This is a genomic window from Synergistaceae bacterium, from assembly GCA_021372895.1.
GTDB lineage: Bacteria > Synergistota > Synergistia > Synergistales > Synergistaceae > JAJFTP01.
In genome coordinates this window covers 1-19,529 of the sequence record JAJFTP010000011.1, presented here as the reverse complement: position 1 = coordinate 19,529, position 19,529 = coordinate 1, and the positions used below count along the sequence as shown (strand labels likewise).

The 19,529-nt window shown below is 48.8% G+C and carries 17 protein-coding genes; 7 read left to right on the top strand and 10 right to left on the bottom strand.

Annotated elements, in window-relative coordinates; genetic code table 11:
- Positions 1–109: 109 nt before the first annotated feature.
- Complete coding sequence (locus LLF78_01265) at positions 110–1,246, bottom strand: glycosyltransferase (GenBank protein MCE5201132.1); 1,137 nt, start codon at positions 1,244–1,246, stop codon at positions 110–112.
- Positions 1,243–2,250, bottom strand: a complete 1,008-nt coding sequence (locus tag LLF78_01260) for a phosphohydrolase (GenBank protein MCE5201131.1) — start codon at positions 2,248–2,250, stop codon at positions 1,243–1,245. Before LLF78_01260 ends, LLF78_01265 begins: the two co-directional genes overlap by 4 nt.
- 507 nt (positions 2,251–2,757) lie before the next feature.
- On the opposite strand from LLF78_01260, the gene LLF78_01255 reads away from it, so the two are divergent.
- Genes LLF78_01255 through LLF78_01240 form a run of 4 tightly spaced genes read left to right on the top strand, consistent with a single transcriptional unit; the run spans position 2,758 to position 5,797 of the window.
- On the top strand, positions 2,758–3,345 hold the full coding sequence (locus LLF78_01255; GenBank protein MCE5201130.1) for a hypothetical protein: 588 nt from the start codon (positions 2,758–2,760) through the stop codon (positions 3,343–3,345).
- Between the two features lie 24 nt (positions 3,346–3,369).
- Positions 3,370–4,233: an ATP-binding cassette domain-containing protein gene (locus LLF78_01250; GenBank protein ID MCE5201129.1), complete on the top strand. Its 864-nt coding sequence runs from the start codon at positions 3,370–3,372 to the stop codon at positions 4,231–4,233.
- Positions 4,230–5,036, top strand: a complete 807-nt coding sequence (locus LLF78_01245) for an energy-coupling factor ABC transporter ATP-binding protein (protein ID MCE5201128.1) — start codon at positions 4,230–4,232, stop codon at positions 5,034–5,036. Before LLF78_01250 ends, LLF78_01245 begins: the two co-directional genes overlap by 4 nt.
- Positions 5,036–5,797 (top strand): energy-coupling factor transporter transmembrane protein EcfT, encoded by a 762-nt coding sequence (locus LLF78_01240; GenBank protein MCE5201127.1) that lies wholly within the window; start codon positions 5,036–5,038, stop codon positions 5,795–5,797. Before LLF78_01245 ends, LLF78_01240 begins: the two co-directional genes overlap by 1 nt.
- Positions 5,798–5,837: 40 nt before the next feature.
- Here LLF78_01240 and LLF78_01235 read toward each other — a convergent pair whose 3' ends face one another.
- Positions 5,838–6,440, bottom strand: coding sequence for a DNA-3-methyladenine glycosylase 2 family protein (locus LLF78_01235; GenBank protein MCE5201126.1), 603 nt, complete (start codon positions 6,438–6,440; stop codon positions 5,838–5,840).
- Positions 6,427–6,906, bottom strand: a complete 480-nt coding sequence (locus LLF78_01230; protein ID MCE5201125.1) for a methylated-DNA--[protein]-cysteine S-methyltransferase — start codon at positions 6,904–6,906, stop codon at positions 6,427–6,429. The genes LLF78_01235 and LLF78_01230 overlap by 14 nt, the downstream gene beginning before the upstream one ends.
- Positions 6,907–6,991: 85 nt before the next feature.
- On the opposite strand from LLF78_01230, the gene dapB reads away from it, so the two are divergent.
- Positions 6,992–7,777, top strand: coding sequence for a 4-hydroxy-tetrahydrodipicolinate reductase (gene dapB / locus LLF78_01225; GenBank protein ID MCE5201124.1), 786 nt, complete (start codon positions 6,992–6,994; stop codon positions 7,775–7,777).
- Between the two features lie 95 nt (positions 7,778–7,872).
- On the opposite strand, the gene LLF78_01220 is transcribed toward dapB, so the two are convergent.
- Together LLF78_01220 and LLF78_01215 are read right to left on the bottom strand one after the other, a co-directional pair.
- Entirely contained in the window at positions 7,873–9,750 is a 1,878-nt protein-coding gene (locus LLF78_01220; protein MCE5201123.1) for a TRAP transporter permease, read from the bottom strand.
- Between the two features lie 131 nt (positions 9,751–9,881).
- A complete protein-coding gene (locus LLF78_01215; protein ID MCE5201122.1) occupies positions 9,882–10,874 on the bottom strand; it encodes a TAXI family TRAP transporter solute-binding subunit in 993 nt (330 codons plus the stop codon).
- 515 nt (positions 10,875–11,389) lie between these two features.
- Between LLF78_01215 and xth the strand changes: the two genes are divergently transcribed.
- On the top strand, positions 11,390–12,193 hold the full coding sequence (xth, locus tag LLF78_01210; GenBank protein MCE5201121.1) for an exodeoxyribonuclease III: 804 nt from the start codon (positions 11,390–11,392) through the stop codon (positions 12,191–12,193).
- A 122-nt stretch (positions 12,194–12,315) separates the two neighbouring features.
- On the opposite strand, the gene LLF78_01205 is transcribed toward xth, so the two are convergent.
- The 4 genes from LLF78_01205 to LLF78_01190 all read right to left on the bottom strand — a co-directional run bounded on the left by LLF78_01205 (position 12,316) and on the right by LLF78_01190 (position 16,943).
- Positions 12,316–13,179 carry a transglycosylase SLT domain-containing protein gene (locus LLF78_01205; protein MCE5201120.1) on the bottom strand — a complete coding sequence of 288 codons (864 nt, stop codon included), beginning with the start codon at positions 13,177–13,179 and terminating at the stop codon, positions 12,316–12,318.
- Between the two features lie 435 nt (positions 13,180–13,614).
- Positions 13,615–14,061: a YhcH/YjgK/YiaL family protein gene (locus LLF78_01200; protein MCE5201119.1), complete on the bottom strand. Its 447-nt coding sequence runs from the start codon at positions 14,059–14,061 to the stop codon at positions 13,615–13,617.
- 85 nt (positions 14,062–14,146) lie between these two features.
- Entirely contained in the window at positions 14,147–16,030 is a 1,884-nt protein-coding gene (locus tag LLF78_01195; GenBank protein ID MCE5201118.1) for an ABC-F family ATP-binding cassette domain-containing protein, read from the bottom strand.
- Between the two features lie 382 nt (positions 16,031–16,412).
- The gene (locus LLF78_01190) at positions 16,413–16,943 is read right to left on the bottom strand and encodes an O-acetyl-ADP-ribose deacetylase (protein ID MCE5201117.1); all 531 of its coding nucleotides are present in this window, start codon (positions 16,941–16,943) and stop codon (positions 16,413–16,415) included.
- Positions 16,944–17,388: 445 nt separating this feature from the next.
- Here LLF78_01190 and LLF78_01185 point away from each other — a divergent pair, with 445 nt between their 5' ends.
- Positions 17,389–19,521, top strand: coding sequence for a glutamine synthetase III (locus LLF78_01185; GenBank protein MCE5201116.1), 2,133 nt, complete (start codon positions 17,389–17,391; stop codon positions 19,519–19,521).
- Positions 19,522–19,529 lie beyond the last annotated feature (8 nt).

Here is a 19,529-nt window from a genome sequence, read left to right as displayed (position 1 = left end):
AAAAACTGAAAAAATTAAGTACATGCGGACCATATCTCTCAAGATATCATATACATTCCTACAGCCGTTTAACTGTTGAACATCTCTGTTGCTTGTGCATTGATATGGCTTAGTCCGGCTTATTCGCAGACTCCTGATCATAACAGGACATTTCTTTGACCATCTTCAGTATTTTACGTGCTGCGTCTGGTCTTGAGAGTTTTGCGATTGCATGGGCCATGTTGATCAGTGCGTCTCTATCCTCAAACAAATTCTGTACTTTGTCGGCGGAGCGGACTGCATCTTTAAGTGCGGTTGCTGCGCCGAGTCCGCAGAGGTAATCCATGTTGAGCTGTTCCTGGCCTGGTATGGGATCCATGAGAATAAGCGGCAGCTTTGCCGCCAAAGCTTCTGACAGCGAGAGTCCCCCCGGTTTCATCACACACAGGTCCGCAGCGCAGTAATAATCCTCCATGTTGGAGACAAAACCCTCGATGCGTATGTGTGCCGCGTTCTTATATATGGAAGAAAGTTTTTTGCGCAGAGCCTTGTTGTTTCCGCAAATTACGACAGTCAGCCAGTCCTCGCGGCGTGCGAGCGAATCAACGGCAGAAAGAACAGCTCCGGCTCCGATCCCGCCGCCGCTCACGATCAATATTTTGCGGCCGGAGTCAAGCCCCAGCTTTGTTCTTGCGGCAGCCTTTGACGGAGGGTCGGAGAATCTCTGAGATATTGGAATACCGGTGTCAAAGACATTCTCTATCCCCTCGTCATTGTGCTGCTTTATCGCGATAGGGCTTGCCACGAAAGAGGCACGGAATATTTTATCCCGTTGAAAACGGTGACAGACAAAGTCTGTATTCACGTAATATACAGGGAACATTCCAAGATTACGCCGTGCCAGATGTGCGGCGCCGAAGTAATGGGTAAATATGGCGGCCTCTGCTCCCGCCGCCGCGATATCATGCTCGATCCCAGGGAGATAGAGCCTGCACAAAACGGAGTGAAACCATTCGAAGGCACTGGTCTGGAGCGACGGTTTGTCTGAACCCCAGTAAAACCAGCCCCATGCCCATGGGGCATAGCGTGCCATAAAAAGATAGCTGTCCGATACCAGCCGATGCAGCCACGACGGGATGTAGTCAAGGACATCACGGCAAAGCACCTGTCCGCCGGGATTTTCAAGCAAAAACCAGTCCCGCAGATTCTCTGCTGCGGTTTTGTGTCCCGTACCTTCAGAGGCATAGAATATAGCTATTGATCTCAAGCCTGCAGCCCTTTGAACAGATCGCCCAGTGTGACCTTAGGTGTTTCAGCGCGTTCTTTTTCGACCCGTATGGCAGCGAGGACGGAATTCCGGATCTGTTCCTCGCTGTAATGGTGTGGGAAGTAGAGGGCGGAAGCATCGCCATGTCCGCCGCCGCGTACCTTTTTGCCGTCTTTGAGAAGAGCCATAACCCTCCCGGCAAATCCATCGCGGCTTCGCATGGAGACCGCCCAGTCACCTCCCATACGCTTGGCAGCTACCGCTGCAACGAGGGGAGGATCCGGCTCCCTGTCGAGGATAAGGCCGCAGAAGTCAGAGACATCCCCGAATTCAAGTATCCCGTCGCAGACAAAGGAGAGCTCATTCCCTGTCCTAATTATTTTTTCTTTTGCGGCAGAAAACCGTTCCTCCTGTTGTGCGACGAAATCTTCCGCGCCGGAGCGTTCATCAGGCGTTAGTTCAGACGAAGGATCTGTCACGAGCCTCATTAAAGTGCCCCAATGTCCGCACATCGTCACGAGCCCCTGCCAGAGACGGCTTTCGGGCATTTCTCCAAGCCAGAGATCCCTGTCGTTCGCGATCCGCATAAGCGGTTCCATCCCAGCTATACGTGCCTTATGCTCATTGCTGAAGTCCTGTGCCATGAGCCAGTTCCAGTAGACCATCGCCCCGCAGTAATTTGTATCGATGACGGCCCATTTTCTATTGCCGTAGCGCTCGAAAGTACTCTTGTGATGGTCGAAGAGAAAGGGCTGCCTGTCATCATCCCAGATGCCGTCTATTTCGTCTACCGTCTGCTCTCTCTGACAGAACAGATCCAGGACAAGCGGTTCCTCGCCCGCCCGCAGCGTTTCCAGAATAAGATTGTCAACATCTCCGTATCCCGTAAGAGAGACGCGGAGAAGCCTTCCCGTCCCCCGGTTTGCGTGCCACGCGAGCGCAGCGGCGGTAACGCCATCGAGGTCTGTGTGGCTGATAATATGTAAAAGAGGTTTGATTCCCATTTTGGATCCTCGTTTCTTCATGTGAAATAGAGCAGTGAAGAGCTCTCAGATAATTTTACATTATGATTGAGCAAATGAGGACGAGATTTATCAGGTTTCATAAAAAGGTTGACAGATATATATTTAAGTGATAATTTACCCATCAATACAAATAGCTAAACCGATGATGTGGGGATCAACCCGTTATATGCGCCTTACAGAGAGCAGGCGGAGCTGAGAAGCCTGCGGAGATGCAGAACGGCAAATGGGCCACGGAGGGTCTGGTGAAAGGTGTAAACCGAGTATCCGGGACGTACGCCGGCGTTAACGACAGGGCGTGTCATTGCATGTCCGAAAGAGCGGGTCTGATTTTCAGGCCAATTAAGGTGGTACCGCAGATGTGTTTATTATCTGTCCTTTAGATTATCTAAGGGGCAGATTTTTTTATACAGAGAGCAGGATCAGACTTGGTTCAGACAGCAACGGAAGAGAAGAGATTGTTTTTAAGATGAGAGAGGATGGTAGCAGATGGAGCAGAGAAGAGAGGTAATGGAGAAGAGAGTGGTTTTGGAGCAGAAGGGCGGTGGCCTTTCTATTTCGCAGATATTACTTGTCGGCGTCCTTCTTGCAGCAGGAGCTGTGCTTAAATTTTTTGTCGGCTCGATGTTTTCTATGGGCATGAAGCCTAATTTCATAATAGCAATGTATTGTCTGGCGATTCTGCTTATCAAACCGAAGTTTAAGGAAGCGGCTATCATCGGACTTCTGGCCGGCGCGGTCTGCCAGTTCTTTCCGGGGACGCCTTACATAAACTTTCCGAGCGAACTTGTAGGAGCACTTGTTATGTCTGCTTTTATGAAGTTTCCAATGAAAAAGGACGGGTTTTCTCCGATCCCGATAATCAGCACGTTTATGAGTACGCTTGCGAGCGGATTTACATTCATCGGCATCATGTATTTTGTCTTCTACGCAGGTGCGGATATAAAGCCCGTCCCACTTGCAATTTTCCTCGGAATCATATTTGGAACGGCTGCGGTAAATGCGGTTATTGTACAGATACTTTATATCCCCCTGAGACTTACCTTGCGGTCAAACAACAGTAAGAATATAGCCTAGCAGCGATATAAAAGGAGAAGGCAAATGTCGGGCAGCAAGGATATAACTATGATATCCATACGTAATCTGTATTTCAGGTACAGCGGAAGCGATGGTTATGCGCTGAACAATATAAATCTGACGGTTGAAAAAGGCGGTTTTCTCGGGATCATCGGAAGCAGCGGAGTAGGAAAAACAACATTACTCCAGGCAATGAACGGCATAATACCCCACCATTTCAAGGGGGAATTCTACGGTGAGGTAAGGGTGAACGGCCTTGATACGTTTGAAAGCACACCCGAGAACCTTGCCCGCCATATCGGAAGCGTGAGACAGGATTTTGACAGCCAGATGGTTGCCTCTGTCGTCGAGGACGAGATTCTTTTTGGACTGGAGAACTTCTGCGTACCGCGGGACGAAATTGAATCACGGCTGGCAGGTGCACTTGAAAAGACGTCCATCTCTGACCTTCGTGATAGAAGTATAGCAACGCTCAGCGGCGGGCAGAAACAGAAAGTCGCAATATGCGCGATTACTGCCCTTATGCCGGAAATTTTGATTCTTGATGAGCCTACGGGAGAACTTGACCCGCAGAGCAGCAGGCAGATATTTCATCTTCTTCGCGAACTTAACGAAAAACACGGCATAACGGTCGTGGTTGTTGAACAGAAGATCATGCTTCTCTGCGAGTTTGCGAAAGAACTTGCGGTGATGCAGAAGGGCTCAATCCTTTTTAAAGGATCAGTCCGCAGCGTGCTGAGGCATAGCAGTGAGATGGAGGGAGCCGGCGTCAATTGTCCACGTGTTGTTACTCTGGCTGACAGGCTTGCGGAAAGAGGGCTTTACAGCGGGGATATCCCGCTTGATGTAAAAGAGGCGGAGACGATGGTAAGGAGGACGATAGGATGATAATTTTCGATAATGTCGTCTGTCACTTGGGAGGAATGGATGTCATCAAAGGGGTTTCCTTCCATATAAGACGAGGGGATTTCACCGCTCTAATCGGGGCAAACGGCGCGGGCAAATCGACTCTCGGTAAACTGTGCAACGGTCTTCTGAAGCCAAGCTGCGGCTCCGTGGCGGTCGGGGGGTTTAATACCGCTTCGACAAAGACTAGCCGCATAGCCAGATTCACCGGGTTCCTTTTTCAGAATCCTGACAGGCAGATATGCAAAAATACAGTGCGTGACGAAATTATGTTTGGACTTGGATGCATCATGGACGACGGGGAAGAGGCAGAACGCCGCTGTGAAACGGTACTTGCTGCCTTCGGTTTCAAGGGTGAGATGGATCCGTTTACGATGAGCCGCGGAGAGCGACAGCGCCTTGTGCTTGCCTCACTTCTTGCCCTGAAACCGGAGCTTCTAATACTTGACGAGCCGACAACAGGCCTTGACTATCGCGAGTGTATGCACATAATGGAATCCGTCCGCGCAATAAATAAGCAAGGGACAACGGTGCTCATGGTCTCGCACGACATGGAGGTAGTAGGGGATTTTGCCGAAGATGTAATGGTTCTGAACAGAGGACAACTTCTGGCAAAGGGTCCGGTAAAAGAAATACTGCGTGATAAGAAACTTCTCGCACAGGCATCCCTTCTTCCGCCGCAGATCACCGGACTCGCGCTGAGACTTGGGGATGGATTTGAAGAGATATTTACGGTGGACGAGATGGTTTCGGCCATTGAAAAAAAAGCCAAAAGGACAGCATAATGGGCGGATTCTTCGATTATATACCAGGGAATTCGCTGTTGCACAGGCTCAACCCGATGACAAAACTTATTCTTTCATTAATGCTCTGTGCCGCATGTTTTGTGACAGAGAGACATCTCTTCTGTGCCGGGATCACAGTCCTCAATGTAGCGATGGCGGCTGCGGCGGGAATCGTGTACCGTGCGTTGAGGATGCTGAAAGTGCTTATTAAGTTCTGCCTGTTTCTCTTCATTCTGCAGGTGTTCTTCATCCGTGACGGCCATGTACTGCTCCGTCTGCCATTGAACATCATCATCACAGACAGGGGCCTCTCATTCTCGTTGCTTATGGTGTTGCGTCTTATAGGCGCCACGTTGCCTCTTGCACTTATGCTGTCCGTAACAAAGATGAGCGACCTGTCCAATGTGCTTGTAAGTAAGGCCCATATACCATACAAATATGCCTTTGCGTTAACAACGGCGATGCGTTTTATCCCTGTATTTTCAGCAGAAATGGTGGAAATCATGGAAGCGCAGACAGCAAGGGGCGTCGAGTTTGACACGGGAAATCTCTTTAAAAAAGTGCGGTTGATCTTTCCGCTCTGCGTGCCGCTGCTAATAACATCGGTCAGAAAAACAGAGGGCGCAGCAATCTCTGCGGAGCTTCGCGGCTTCAACTGCCGCACACGCGGCAGCGGCTATAAAAATTATCCGTTTCGGACTGCGGATGTCGTGATCCTTGTTCTCTGTGTGCTTCTTATCGCTGCTGGAATGATCTGCTGACATTTGCACAATGGGCGGCCGGAGAATCGGATAAATACAGTTATGTGCGGGACGCTTCCCAAAGGTAGAGCGAAGCGACGGTACCGTAGGGAGAGTAGCGTTTTTTGTAACGGTCGAAACTCGCGCGGTCCAGTTCTTTGTGCCCATAAAGGTTCATCATGCCCTTTTTGATTGCATAATCGCCCCAGCTCACAACATCCATGCGCCCGAGAGAGAAGATGAGGAACATCTCTACGGTCCAGTTTCCTATTCCCTTTATCGGCAGGAGTTTTGCTGCAACTTCTTCATCTGGCAGCGCATGCAGGGCGTCGATATCGAGGTCTCCCCTCAGCACAGCATCACACAGTCCTTTGATGTAATGTGCCTTTCTCATGGATATACCTATAGCCTGTATTTCCTCCGCGGCTGTGTAGCCCAGTCTCTCAGGCGTGATAACTTCGAACTTTTCGTACATCCGCCTTGTGACAGTTTCAGCGGCTTTGTTTGATATCTGCTGCGTAGCTATTAAGCCTACCAGCGCGTCAAAGAGGTCGCCGTTGAGCTTGCGCTCTATGAAGCCGGTCCGTTCAATAATAGCGCCAAGTTTTTTATCTTTTTTACTGAGATATGCGAGTTCAGGTTCCCCGTATTCAAGACGCGGCATGTGTGCATTCCATTTCAAGAAGGAATTTTTTAATGTCAAGCCCACCGCCGAAACCAACGAGTTTACCGTCCGAGCCTATAACGCGATGGCAGGGAATGATTATAGCAATAGGGTTCCTGTTGTTGGCCATGCCGACTGCACGGAAACCCTTGGGGCGTCCTACGGCACGAGCAATGTCGCCATAACTGCGAGTCTCTGCGTAGGGAATTTTAAGCAAGGCCGACCAACAGCGCAACTGAAAATCAGTCCCTTTCGGCATGAGCGGCAGGTCAAAGTTTTTGCGTTCTCCGGTGAAATATTCCGAAAGCTGCCTGTGCGTCTCAAAAAGTAATGGAGTCTCAGCAATGTCTGAATCCGTATACATATCCGGTGATCTTTCAAAATGAAGATCTGTCAGTCTACCGTCTTCTTCTCCGATTCTGAGCCGTCCGACCACGTCGAACTCGTAATAGAAAAAATTTTTCATAAAAGCGCACCCTTTCGCGTAAGCCGGACTTGTGTATTTCAATTATACTATCAGTACATATATAAAAACACATGGGGGGACGGCTATGAAAGTATTTGTCTCAGGAGCATCAGGGAATGTCGGAAAGACCATTGTGAGAAGCATCCAAACACAGAATGGATTTGAACTTGTAGGTGGCTGGTGCAAAGAAGCTGGTCAGGACCTCGGCACGCTTGCGGGAAGCGTGCCGCTCGGGATCATTGCGACTGATGATCTTGTGACAGGGCTTGCCGCAGCAAAGCCGGACATCGTGATAGATTTCTCCGCAACGCCGGTTCTTGAAGGAAATATGAAAACCTACCTTGAATTTGACTTTAACGTTGTGATCGGGACGACGGGACTCACCGAGGAACAGTTTGAACCCTTCAAGAAGGCCGTTAAAGAGAAAGGGCTGCGCTGGGCCGCGATAGCGAACTACGGGCTAGGCATCAGTTTTGTTCAGGACTTTATAAAAAAAGTCAGCGAATTCTATCCTTATGTCAGCATTATAGACCGCCACTCGTACAAGATGGCGAACGCACCGAGCGGAACGGCTGCGGTTCTCGCACACGCTGCGTCCAAAACTCAAAGGGACTGGAAGCCGGGCAAAGAAACTTATCCCGGAGTCATGGGCGCAGAGATTGCAGGGGTACAGGTCATCTCACAGCGAATGCCCTGGCCGGGTCCCTATTCTGAGCACGAAGTCATGCTTGCGAGACAGGACGAGATAATCAGGATCACCGTCGAAGACCATACAAGCGAAATCTACATGGACGGAATATTTTTAACTGCTAGAAAGCTGCCCATGATGCCCGCAGGGACATTTATCCGCGATCTTTCGGAAGTAAGATAAAACACAAAAGGCAAACCTCAGGGTTTGCCTTTTGTGTTTATTTTAAGTATGCACAATGTTTACTTACGCAATCCGTATCCGGTATTTACCCTTGTTTACACCGCAGCAGGCGTAATATTGTCCTTCCTGATTATTTTCCCGAACAGGAACGCCGCCACGGCAATCCCCACCGCACCTGTAATGGTAAGGATCTTATCAGGCGAAAGCGCCATTACCGATAGCACAACGAACACGACGCGCTCCCACTTCAAAAGGTTGCGGTTCAGGTAGCCCATCATCGCAAAGCCAAAACCGAAGCAGGAAGCGACACACGCGAGTATTCCATAGGCGTTGCCCATGAAATCCAGTTGCAGAAGGATCCCCGGGTCATAGCAGAATGCGAACGGGGTCACAAACGCGAGAAAGCCCAGCTTACACGCAGTGAATCCTGTTTTGTTCGGCTCGGAGCCGGCAATTGAACTTGCTGCGTATGCTGCAAGCGCGACAGGGGGAGTTATGTTCGAGATTATCGCGAAATAGAAAACGAACATGTGTGCGGAAAGAGGCGGGAAGCCAAGTGTTGTAAGGATCGGGGCGCCGAGCGCCGCCGCAAGAATGTACGCTCCCGTCGTTGGCAGCCCCATACCCAGAACGAGCGAGACTATCATGACGAGGAATAGTGCGACAAGAGGTATGCCATGCGAGAACGCGAGGACAAAGCCGATGAGCTTGACGCCGACGCCAGTAAGCGAAACAGATCCAAGCACGATACCTGCGGACGCACATGCAACACAGACGAGGGTGATGTTCTTAACACCGTTGTAGATCGCATCAATGATCTGCCGCGGTCCCATGCGGTTGTTTTTTTGCGGCAGAGAGACGACCCATGAAAGGGCAATACCTATTACGGCCGCACGCATCGGCGTATAGCCGATGAGCAGAAAATAGACGAGTCCGATTATCGGGAGAAAGAGGTATGCTCTCTTGAGAACGGCGAGCTTATTGGGAAGCTCTTCCTTGGGGAGTCCCTTGAGCCCCTGTTTAAGCGCCTCGAGGCGTACCATGAGGAATACCGCCCCATAGTAGAGCAGCGCCGGTACAATAGCCGCAATCATGACCTGGGCGAATGGGACGCCGAGGAAAGACGCCATGAGAAACGCTCCGGCTCCCATGACAGGCGGCATTATCTGACCGCCTGAACTTGCCACTGCTTCGACCGCGCCTGCAAAGTGTGCGGGGTAGCCGAGCTTCTTCATAAGCGGAATGGTGAACGTTCCTGTTCCGTAAACGTTGGCAACTGCCGAACCGGAAATCGAGCCGAATAGACAGGAACTCATGACCGCTATATTCGCCGGACCGCCCGGTGCAGTTCCGGTGAACGCCTGTGCGACTTCCATAAAGTACGGGCCAGTGCCGCATTTTTCGAGAAATCCTCCGAATATGAGGAAGGCTGCGACAAGTGTTGCAGAAACACCCAGCGGCATGGAGAATATACCCTCGTCAGTGAGGTATATCTGCTCAACAACCTCATGAAGCGGGAACGATAATCCGTGCATAGTGCCCGGGAGTTTGTCTCCAAAGTACATATAGCCCGCAAAAATGCACGCTATGATCACTAAGGGGAGACCAACGACCCGACGCGTTCCCTCCATGAGGAGCACGAAGAGCAGGATGCCGAGAATGAACTGCGTCTGTGTGACGATATCGACCTGTATAATGCGTAACGTAATAGCGTCATAGTTGAGTATGACATAAAGCGACGGTAACATTGCAAGCCCGCCTAGTATCCAGTCGTATATCGGGACCCGGTCGTCTGGTGATTTTCTGGTCATCGGGAAAAGGATGAAAGCCAAAGGGAGCACCAGTCCGAGATGGATGTTCTTCTGTAAATATGATTCGTATGCTCCGAATACAGATGTGTACAGATGAAACATGCCTATTATGACAATGTAGATGTACATGATTTTGTGTGTATTGCCACGAAGTTTTCTCATTTAATAACACGCTCCTCAGCGGGAGATCTTAACTAAATCTGTCTGTCTTGCCCGGGTCGAGATATGCTGACAGGGGCTCAAACGAGAGCCCCTGTCGATAAAGAATAGAGGCAAAGATAGAAGAGCGGCAGCTACTTTGCTTCCTTCCAGAATTTTACTGCGCCGGGATGCGCTGGAACACCGTTTGGGACTGCAGTCTTAGGATTGAGTTCAGAGATGTCCTTGACTGCACTTGCAAGTGTCGCCCTGTTTGTCCAGATAGATTTACAGAGATCGTAAACGAGATCATCCGGCAGGTCCTTGCGGATAACTATACAGGTGTAGTCTCCAACAGTCTTGACTGGTTTTGTAACGCTCTTGTAAGTTCCGGGCTCAACTGTGAAGGTAACTGTGCCGTATGCATCGGCAAGGGCCTTGAGTGCGGCGTCATCGACAGGAAGTATGATAATATCGGTGGTACTCTCGATATTCATGACTATGGATGCGATTTTGCCTACGGAGAAAGCAAACAAGTCTATATGGTTGTCTGCAAGGAGATCCGCGCCGCCCTCATAAGATGCGAACTCCATAGAGCCTCCCATCTTTTTGATATCCTTGTAGGTCACGCCGTAGCCTTTCATGAAGAGTGACTTGACTACGAATTCCGACGCGGTGCCGGGTTTCAGTGTCGCCATGCGAACAGGAATTTTCTTGTCAAAGATATCGCTCAGCTTCTTGATATTGTGTTTATTAGCAAAATCTTTGCGCATTATGAAATAGGTGTACTGCGTATAAAGGTTTGCCATGACGACGGAATTCTTTGTTGCGCGGCCGAGGAAGTCCTGTTCTCCTTTGACTGCTGCGCCTAAGAGAGAAGTGACCGAGAATCCTAAATCCCCTTTTCTGACATCAGCGTTGATGATGTTTGAAACTCCTCCGCCTGAACTGCTTGTCGTCTGGATAACGTTCTTGCTCCATAAATCCGCGAACGCGCTTCCAAGTGCAAACCAGTTGCCGCCCGGAGGTCCTGACATGAATTTAAGCTGTGAAGGCCAGCCGGCCTTTGGTGCTGGAGCTGCAGATATCGGTGTTGATGTGCATGCCAATAATGCAACTAAAAGAACCAATGCCGCTATTTTCTTCATAAAAACCACCGTTCCCTCATCTCAAATTCCCATTCTCAGCCTTCTGAGTTTGCTGGGTCAAATACATTATATATTATACCACTTGGTATAAAAATATTTACATGGTACAAAACAACAGATTTAACTTATTAAAATTAAAGTAAATTTTGAAAAAATTTATATAATCACGGCTTAATATCTGAAAACATAGTAATTTCAGAACGTAATTTTTTAAAAAGGTTGTTTAGCATGATAAAGCAACGAATGATTTTCAGGGTTTTTCCCTGGCAACATTAAAAATTTTCACGATTTTTTTGTATAGGAACCATATTAGGACGCGACTCCTGATTGGGGGGTGCGGATGTTTTTTTGGACTGTTGTCATCTTGCATATCCATGTATTTGCCTAAATTCTATGGGACTGCAAAACCCTAAAGAATTCTTAACTCGTTTTTCATTGTACCATTTTATGCTTCTTAGGAGATATCTGTTCTATAATCAGATATGTACGAGACAGTTTGAAAAGGAGGGATTTCAATGCCCTTGGTGGATATTGGAACATTTAACGTAAACTCTGTTAAAAGTCGTCTTCCTATACTTGAACAGTGGTGTTTATCCTCTGGAGCACCGGATATCCTGTGTCTGCAGGAGACGAAATGTCAGGATGCGGACTTCCCCGTTGCATTTTTTGAGAAGTACGGTTACTTCTGCACATTTAAGGGCATGAAGGCATACAACGGCATTGCGGTAATATCAAAGAGCAAACCGGACGAAGCTGACTTCGGCCTGGGAGACGATCTGGCCGAAGATGGCAGGGAAGAGTCGGAGAACGCGCGAATTATGCGTGTGAGGTTCGGCGACCTGAACATAATAAACACCTATGTACCGCAGGGTAAGGAATTAGAAAGTCCTGAATATCCTTACAAGCTGAGCTTCTTTGACCGTATACTTGCCCTTCTCGAAAGAGACTATAAAAATACGGACAAATTGCTTTGGATTGGTGACCTCAACGTTGCCCCGACAGATATCGATGTCACGAACCCCAAGAATAAGGTAAACCACGTCTGCTTCCATAGGGATGTCAAAGAGGCGTTCTTTAAAGTAATGTCGTGGGGGCTCGTTGATATCTTTCGGCAGCACAGGCCCGGAGAGGGAGAGTTTTCATTTTGGGATTACAGAGTGAAAGATTCCCTGGCACGCAACATAGGTTGGCGCATTGACCATATACTCGGCACTGGATCTATAGCGGCAATGTGCAAAGGTGTGCGGGTCGAACGAGAGCTCAGGGCAATGGAAAGGCCGTCGGATCACACGGCAGTTGTTGCGGAGTTTGAATTGTAGAAGAAGTATTTGCTCTTCGCTGCTAGGATATCTCAATTGAACCGTTTTTGAGAAACAAGAGCCGCATCCCCCGAGGATGCGGCTCTATCCGCGTTTAGAGTTAAAAAATAAAATTGTCCCTGCTAATATTCTGCCTTCCCCGAGTGGTTCTCAAGCATAGCCATGTTTTTGTTGACCTTCTTCAGGTATGCTGTGGAGATACCGCCATAATAACGGTTGAGTGCTTTCTGTACCGTTCCGTATGCGCTGATGTAACGTGAAATCAGCATTACTCCTGCTTCGATTCCGCGCTCGGGATCGAACATGTGATCCTTCTTGGAAGCTATTCCCTTGGACTGCAGCATACCGGAGTGTACTTTCCACATCACCTGCATTACGCCGCACGCACCGCTTTTGCTCTGAGCGCTTGGATTGAAACGGCTCTCTGTCTTGGCCACCCCAACGGCAAGCTCAGTCGGCACACCATACTTCGCGCTGTAATAGACAAGAGCACATGCTTCCCTCCAGGATACCTTGGGAGAGATGTTTTTGTTGACTGAACGGATAAACGCCGCGACGCTAGCAACGTCACGCTGTTTTTTTGCGGGCATATCCTTGAGGTTGTTCAGTGTCGAGAGGGGATGTTCGCTTGACCAGAGCTCAATATGGTCTTTACTGAGCCCCATTTTTCCGAGCGCAGCAAGGACAGCTGGATCAAGTACGAGTGCTTCCGCACCAAGTTTGACATCGTCATTGGAGATTTGGTTCTGAAGTTTATCTTCTTTGAAAATTACTGTTGAGTGTGTTTTGACGATCACGATGTCATCTTTGGGTGCTGTTTCGTACGTTGTAGTGATTACTGTTCCCTCTGGCCTGTTGCTATGTGTCTTTGGCGGGACGGTGCTGCCCATGCCCACATTCGGGGCACAGACGACTGATACAAATAGTATCATTACCGCCACAGCCTGCGGAGCTAAAATCTTCCGCATTTTCCATATTTTTCGCACGATTACCTCCTAGCGTTTCGGGGACGGCCAAGGCAAATATTCTGAATAGTTGCCCCAGCGGGGACTCTTAACGCAAGCATATAATAACGGAGGGGTCGGATAAGTCAAGCTGTTTTATCTAAAAACGATATAACAATAGGTATTTTATAAAAACACAATAATATATTTAAGAAAATAGAAATATTATTATTTATTTAACGACATAATGTAAGATAATGCCACTGATACCCAAAATAGTAAAAATAGGATTCTGAAACAGCAAGACTTCTCTATTAGTGTATCGGACAGATTTGAAATCAGGTCGCCAATGCGGCATAAGAGCTAATTTCTCTTGATATCGCAACTTGAATAGACCTTCGTAAAAATTTATATCAGACACGTGCGAGGTAATGCATGGAAAAATTCCACACAGCGCCATAGACTGCACCTGAAGTCTTACAGCTTAACTATGATCTTCTTTATCTGTATCGGGATATCTCCTATCATAATACCGGGGCAGTGCGCGTCCCAGGGAGCGAGGAGGATCGCCATCCCTTTTTCCAGCTTGAGCATCTGTCCCTTGCCTGAGTAGAACGCAATGTCTTCCTTCTCGTTGTAAGTTATGGTATTGAAGAGGGTTTCAAGCGGTGCATACCCGATATATTCTTCACCTGAAAGGACTATCTGGAGGTCCCAGTGTTTTACGTGCGCCTCAAAGGGAATTTTATCTGCCGGCTGTGTGTTATATTCTCCGAAACGCAGTTCGATCGGGCCAAAATCCATTTTTTTGATCTCGTCGAATGTATGTATTTGAACAGCTTCAAGAAAAGGCACGAGTTCTTTAAGCATAGGAATAAATTCCGGTAAATTTACGGCTAGGTTGTCTATTGAATCGTAGAGCATTGCACGGCCTCCTGTTTTCTGCAGATGCCGCGGCGTCTGCAAAGTCTTTCATAATCCTTCCATCGATCACGAAGAATGTCGTTATTTATTTTATAACCTCTATTGCGTCAGCCAGTACCTCCCACTTTGGATAGTTATCGCGGAGCCGCGACTCTATCTCCTTGAGCTCTATCATAAGTGACTGCACATTTGCCGAGTCGGCCAGAACCTCAGGGCTGCATAAAAGGGCGGAGATCTCCTCCTTACGCTTTTCATCGCGCTCAATTGCGTCCTCTATGGGTTTCAGTTCATCCTGATAGGCCTTTCGCTCGCGGTAGAGCCTGTTTCGGACCTCTGCCTCGGCACGCTTCTGTTCCTTTGTACGGTCTGCAAGTGTGTCATTTTTCCGATCTCCGTTCTTTGGCTTGTTTTCAATTTCGAGCTGCAGCGACCGTTTTTCGATGAACCAGGAGTAGTTGCCCGGATAGTCATAAAGCTTTCCATCCCGTATCTCAACAACGCGTCCAACGAGATCGTCAAGAAACGCCCTGTCGTGAGAGACTATGAGTATCGTGCCGCCATATTCCAGCAGTGCTTTCTGGAAAAGTTCCTTCGTGGCATAGTCAAGGTGGTTTGTCGGCTCGTCAAGTATAAGCAGGTTTGACTCAGAAAGGAGCATTTTAAACAGGCCCAGGCGCGATTTTTCTCCGCCGGAGAGGACTGATATCTTTTTGTATATGTCATCGCCGGAGAACAGGAACGCCCCCAGCAGGCTACGCTTTGCGCCCTCTGGCAGTTTTGATCCGCTGTTGTTGACCTCCTGCCATATAGTCCTGCTATAGTCGAGGTTCTGCGCGCTTTCCTGCGAGAAATATGCCCGTTTTACGTTTAGCCCGAATTTAACAGAGCCGCTTGTAGGTTCCTCTGATTTATTGAGTATGCGCAGCAGCGTGGATTTGCCGGCACCGTTGACGCCCACCAGAGCTACGCGCTCACCGCGCTGGACTGTGAGGTTAAGGTCCTTAAAGACCGTGTTGTTACCGTATATTTTTGTCAGATCTTTTGCCGCTATCACGTCGAGGCCGCTTCTCGGAGCTTCGTTGAATTTAAAATTTACAGTCTTGGACGGGCCTTCGAGCTCTGTTATCTCCATCTTCTCAAGCTGGCGGATGCGGCTCTGGACCTGAGTTGCCTTTGTTGCCTTGTATCGGAAGCGCTCGACGAACTTCTGTATGCTCTCTATCTTTTCCTTTTGCTGCTCCCACTCCGCCTCAAGGCGCGCGCGGCGTTCCTCGCGCTCTGTAAGGAATTTTTCATAGCCGCAGGAGTATATGTTTATTTTTCCGCCGGAGAGTTCAGCGACAGACGTGACCATTTTGTCGAGAAAACGTCTGTCATGGGAGACGGCGATTATAGTGCCGCGGTAGTCGCGCAGCCAGCTTTCAAGCCATTCCATGCTCTCTGTGTCAAGGTGGTTCGTCGGTTCGTCAAGAAGGAGGATGTCAGGCCTCGACAGCAGCAACGCTGCAAGAGCTACGCGCATCTTCCAGCCGCCGGAAAATTCGGATGTCAGCCGCGGTGCGTCAACTTCCGGGTGAAAACCAAGGCCCTTAAGAACCTGTTTGGCCTCGATGTCAAAACCGAATCCGCCTTTTGTCTCAAATTGTCTCTCGAGATGCTCATGTTTTGCAAGAAGACGGCGAAGCTCAGACGAATCTTCTTCAAGCATTGACATCCTGTTTTCAGTTTCTTTGAGTTCTTTGTCCAGTTTTTCAAGCCCTGCGCGCCGTTTGAGGTAATCAAGCAGACGAATATCATCTATCTCGATAAGATCCTGGGGCAGATAGCCGACAGTGCGGCCGCGCGGAATGCTTACAGAGCCTCCGTCGTATTCTGAGATGCCTGCAATGACACGGAGCAATGTTGTTTTACCAGCTCCGTTGTCACCTACAAGACCGATCCTGCTCTTCGGTGTTATAAACCAGTCCACTCCGTCAAGGACGAGCTGTTCTCCGAAATTTACCTGTAGTCCATGGATTTCAATCAGGGGAAAATACCTCCAGTGTGTTGTTTACAATAATCTTTATTATATACTCAAACTTCGCGGATAAAAAACGCATAAAAACCGGATATCCCATTAACTTACAGTATGGGAATATCACTCAACTTTCCCACCTCTTGCTACTAGTGGATTCAAAACCTCTATTTTTCGTCTTCTCTAAATGTTTTTTAGCGGAGAACCAGTCCCTCAAAATATTTAAGTCGCTGGATTCCCGCTCAAAAGCATGCGGGAAAGACGGTGGGAAAGTTGGGAATATCATTTATATTGAATGAATGGACAACATAATATCTGACGGATGCGGACAGAGGATCTATCTTTTGCAGGCATGTAGCGCCATCTCGTGATAAATTACGGATTCTTTTGAAAAACAGACCAGCCTGACTTCATCGATCTCGTCATGTGTACTTAAAAAATCCGCAATTGTGCTGACCGCGATCTCTGCCGCCCGCTTGGGCGGAAAGCGGTACACCCCTGTTGATATTGCGGGAAAGGCTACGGTACGTGCTCCTACGCGGACGGCTTCTAGCAGACTGTTCCGGTATGCATCTGCAAGTATGGCCTCTTCACCGTTGCTGCCGCCGCGCCATATGGGGCCGACAGTATGAATGACAAATTTTGCGGGAAGACCATATCCCTTTGTTGTCTTCGCCTGGCCTGCCTGACATCCGCCAAGAGTTGCGCATTCGCTCAGAAGCTCCGGACCGGCGGCACGATGTATCGCGCCGTCAACACCGCCTCCGCCAAGCAGAGAGCTGTTTGCCGCATTGACAATGGCATCGGCTTCTTCCTTTGTAATGTCACCCTGTTTGATTATGATGCGCGACAGAACGCTATTATCCATTTGTTTCCCCTCCCTTTATATTTTTTTCTATATCAAAATGTACTCTCACCGCTCCTCAATGTCCAGAGGATTGCGGTATAAAAACTGCACAAAGCAGACATAATCAGCTGTCAGAGGGCAATCGTCAATGTCGGGAAATCACGGGTCGATACAATTGTTATAGCAAGGCATACAAATATAGTTTGACCATAATTCTTTGTGGTTGGATCGATCGGCTTACCTTAAATGCGAATTTATTCAAAAGACGCACACAAAGAAATTTTGCCCGGCGATCCCAATACACCTACAAGTCATCTGACACATGTACGGCGCATATATTCTTTGAATATGCGCATATTGCAGAAATAATTGCTTGCTAAGCATAAAAATACGCTTGTATATATGCTTAATAAATGATATAAATCGACAATATTTACATAGATCCAATTTCCGGGGAGGGCTTTACATGGCAGAGATGAAAGGATATCCAACTATGAGAGAGATATATGGTTCACTTGTCTTCGATAATAAGGAAATGAAGCAGCGTCTTCCGAAGGACGTATATGAGAATCTCATAGGCGCAATAGAGGGACGGCAGAAGCTCGATTCCAGTATTTCCGATACAGTGGCGCTTGCCATGAAGGATTGGGCGGTCAGCAAGGGTGCAAGCCACTGGGCTCACTGGTTCCACCCTCTCACCGAGCTTACTGCAGAAAAACATACTGCCTTTGTAATGGCCGATGAAAACGGGTTCCCACTTGAATCCTTCAGAGGAGAAGACCTCATGCAGAGTGAGCCCGATGCGTCCTCCTTCCCCTCCGGCGGCATGAGGAGCACATTCGAGGCGCGAGGCTACAGTGCATGGGATCCGACTAGCCCCGCTTTCATAATAAAAAGCCCAAAGGGCGGCACACTCTGTATTCCATCTGTCTTTCTCGCTTATGACGGATCACCGCTTGACCTCAAGACGTATCTGCTTCGCTCAATGCAGGCGATAGAGAGCCGCTCGCTGAAGATGCTTAAGCTCTTCGGCAACCGTGGCATACGCTATGTCCATGTCACGGTCGGCGCCGAACAGGAATTCTTCCTGCTCGACAGACCGCGTGCGCAGCAGAGGCCGGATATCCGCTTCTGCGGACGTACGCTTGCAGGCTCACCTCCGCCCCGAGACCAGAAAATGGAGGATCACTACTTCGGCTCAATACCGACCAGAGTGCTTGCGTACATGGAAGACGTGCAGCGCGACCTTGCGCGTCTCGGCGTAGGTCTCGCGACTAGGCACAATGAAGCGGCGCGCTGCCAGTTCGAATTTGCGCCGAATTTTACAGAGGCGAACCTTGCGTGTGACCAGAACCAGCTCATCATGGAGACCATGCGCAAAATGGCGCGTCAGCACGAACTGCGCCTCCTTTTCCACGAAAAACCATTTTTGGATATGAACGGCAGCGGGAAACATATCAATTTCTCTCTGCGTGACAGCGAGGGCCGCAATATGCTGAAACCTTCGACGAACCATAGGAAAAATATTATTTTCCTGTCATTCCTTTCGTCGTTCGTGCTTGGAGTCTCGGAATACTTTGGGCTTCTTCAGGCATCCGTATCTACACCGGGCAATATGTACCGTCTCGGCGGTCACGAGGCTCCGCCCTTTATAATCAGTGTATATCTGGGCGACGCAGTTGCCAAAATGATCCGCATGATAGAAGAGGGCAGTGATGACGAAGGCCTGCCCGTAAAGAGCACCGTGGATCTTGGGCTTTCGAAACTGCCTGAGATCGTTGCTTTTGACAGTGACCGCAACAGAACGAGTCCGATCGCGTTCACAGGAAATAAGTTCGAGTTTCGCGCGCCGGGCGCGTCCCAGGCGATGGCTGTCCCCCTGACAGCACTCTTATCAGTCTGGGCGGCCGGCATGGAGAAATTTCTCATCCTGTTTGAAAAACGCATAAACAACGGAGAAGACCCGGTAGATGCTGCGATATCCACGATCCGGGAAGTCTCGAAGATAAATAAAAATATCCGCTTCGAGGGAGACGCATATACAAAAGAGTGGCATGAAGAAGCACAACGCCGTGGAATAATCAAGGCACATACGATCCCCGAGGGCATCGACCTCTTTATGGAACCGAAAACGCTTGACATGCTGGAAGAATTCGGTGTATTTAAGAGGAAGGAAATGGAAGCATTGTACAGGATAAAGATGGAATCCTTTGTTAAAAATATAGAGATAGAAATAACTGTCCTGCGCGATATGGTCTGGGAAGGAATACTTCCGGGAATATCGAAACAGATCATACTCGAAAAGGCGTCTTGTGCAGCTGTTGAAGGTTTGAATATCCCCGGACTCGATTTATGGAACGCACATATCGCCAAGCTTGCGAAGGCAAAGGTCGGGCTTATTGAGAAGACCGCGGAGCTCATTGAACTGAAAGAACAGCTTGCAGTGCTTGGACCCAGGGAACATGCCGAAGCGCTTGTAACGAAAGCAGTGCCTCTTATGAGCGAAATAAGAAAGATAGCGGATTCGACAGAAGTCTATCTGTCCGAAGATAATATGCCGTATCCAAACTATCGCTCGCTGCTCTCTCTCTCCGCCTAGTATAAACG

Excerpts from the sequence above, each read along its gene's own strand:
- LLF78_01260 (MCE5201131.1), bottom strand. The coding sequence starts at position 2,250 with ATGGGAATCAAACCTCTTTTACATATTATCAGCCACACAGACCTCGAT.
- LLF78_01255 (MCE5201130.1), top strand. The coding sequence starts at position 2,758 with ATGGAGCAGAGAAGAGAGGTAATGGAGAAGAGAGTGGTTTTGGAGCAG.
- LLF78_01250 (MCE5201129.1), top strand. The coding sequence starts at position 3,370 with ATGTCGGGCAGCAAGGATATAACTATGATATCCATACGTAATCTGTAT.
- LLF78_01245 (MCE5201128.1), top strand. The coding sequence starts at position 4,230 with ATGATAATTTTCGATAATGTCGTCTGTCACTTGGGAGGAATGGATGTC.
- LLF78_01240 (MCE5201127.1), top strand. The coding sequence starts at position 5,036 with ATGGGCGGATTCTTCGATTATATACCAGGGAATTCGCTGTTGCACAGG.
- LLF78_01235 (MCE5201126.1), bottom strand. The coding sequence starts at position 6,440 with ATGCCGCGTCTTGAATACGGGGAACCTGAACTCGCATATCTCAGTAAA.
- LLF78_01230 (MCE5201125.1), bottom strand. The coding sequence starts at position 6,906 with ATGAAAAATTTTTTCTATTACGAGTTCGACGTGGTCGGACGGCTCAGA.
- dapB (MCE5201124.1), top strand. The coding sequence starts at position 6,992 with ATGAAAGTATTTGTCTCAGGAGCATCAGGGAATGTCGGAAAGACCATT.
- LLF78_01220 (MCE5201123.1), bottom strand. The coding sequence starts at position 9,750 with ATGAGAAAACTTCGTGGCAATACACACAAAATCATGTACATCTACATT.
- LLF78_01215 (MCE5201122.1), bottom strand. The coding sequence starts at position 10,874 with ATGAAGAAAATAGCGGCATTGGTTCTTTTAGTTGCATTATTGGCATGC.
- xth (MCE5201121.1), top strand. The coding sequence starts at position 11,390 with ATGCCCTTGGTGGATATTGGAACATTTAACGTAAACTCTGTTAAAAGT.
- LLF78_01200 (MCE5201119.1), bottom strand. The coding sequence starts at position 14,061 with ATGCTCTACGATTCAATAGACAACCTAGCCGTAAATTTACCGGAATTT.
- LLF78_01190 (MCE5201117.1), bottom strand. The coding sequence starts at position 16,943 with ATGGATAATAGCGTTCTGTCGCGCATCATAATCAAACAGGGTGACATT.
- LLF78_01185 (MCE5201116.1), top strand. The coding sequence starts at position 17,389 with ATGGCAGAGATGAAAGGATATCCAACTATGAGAGAGATATATGGTTCA.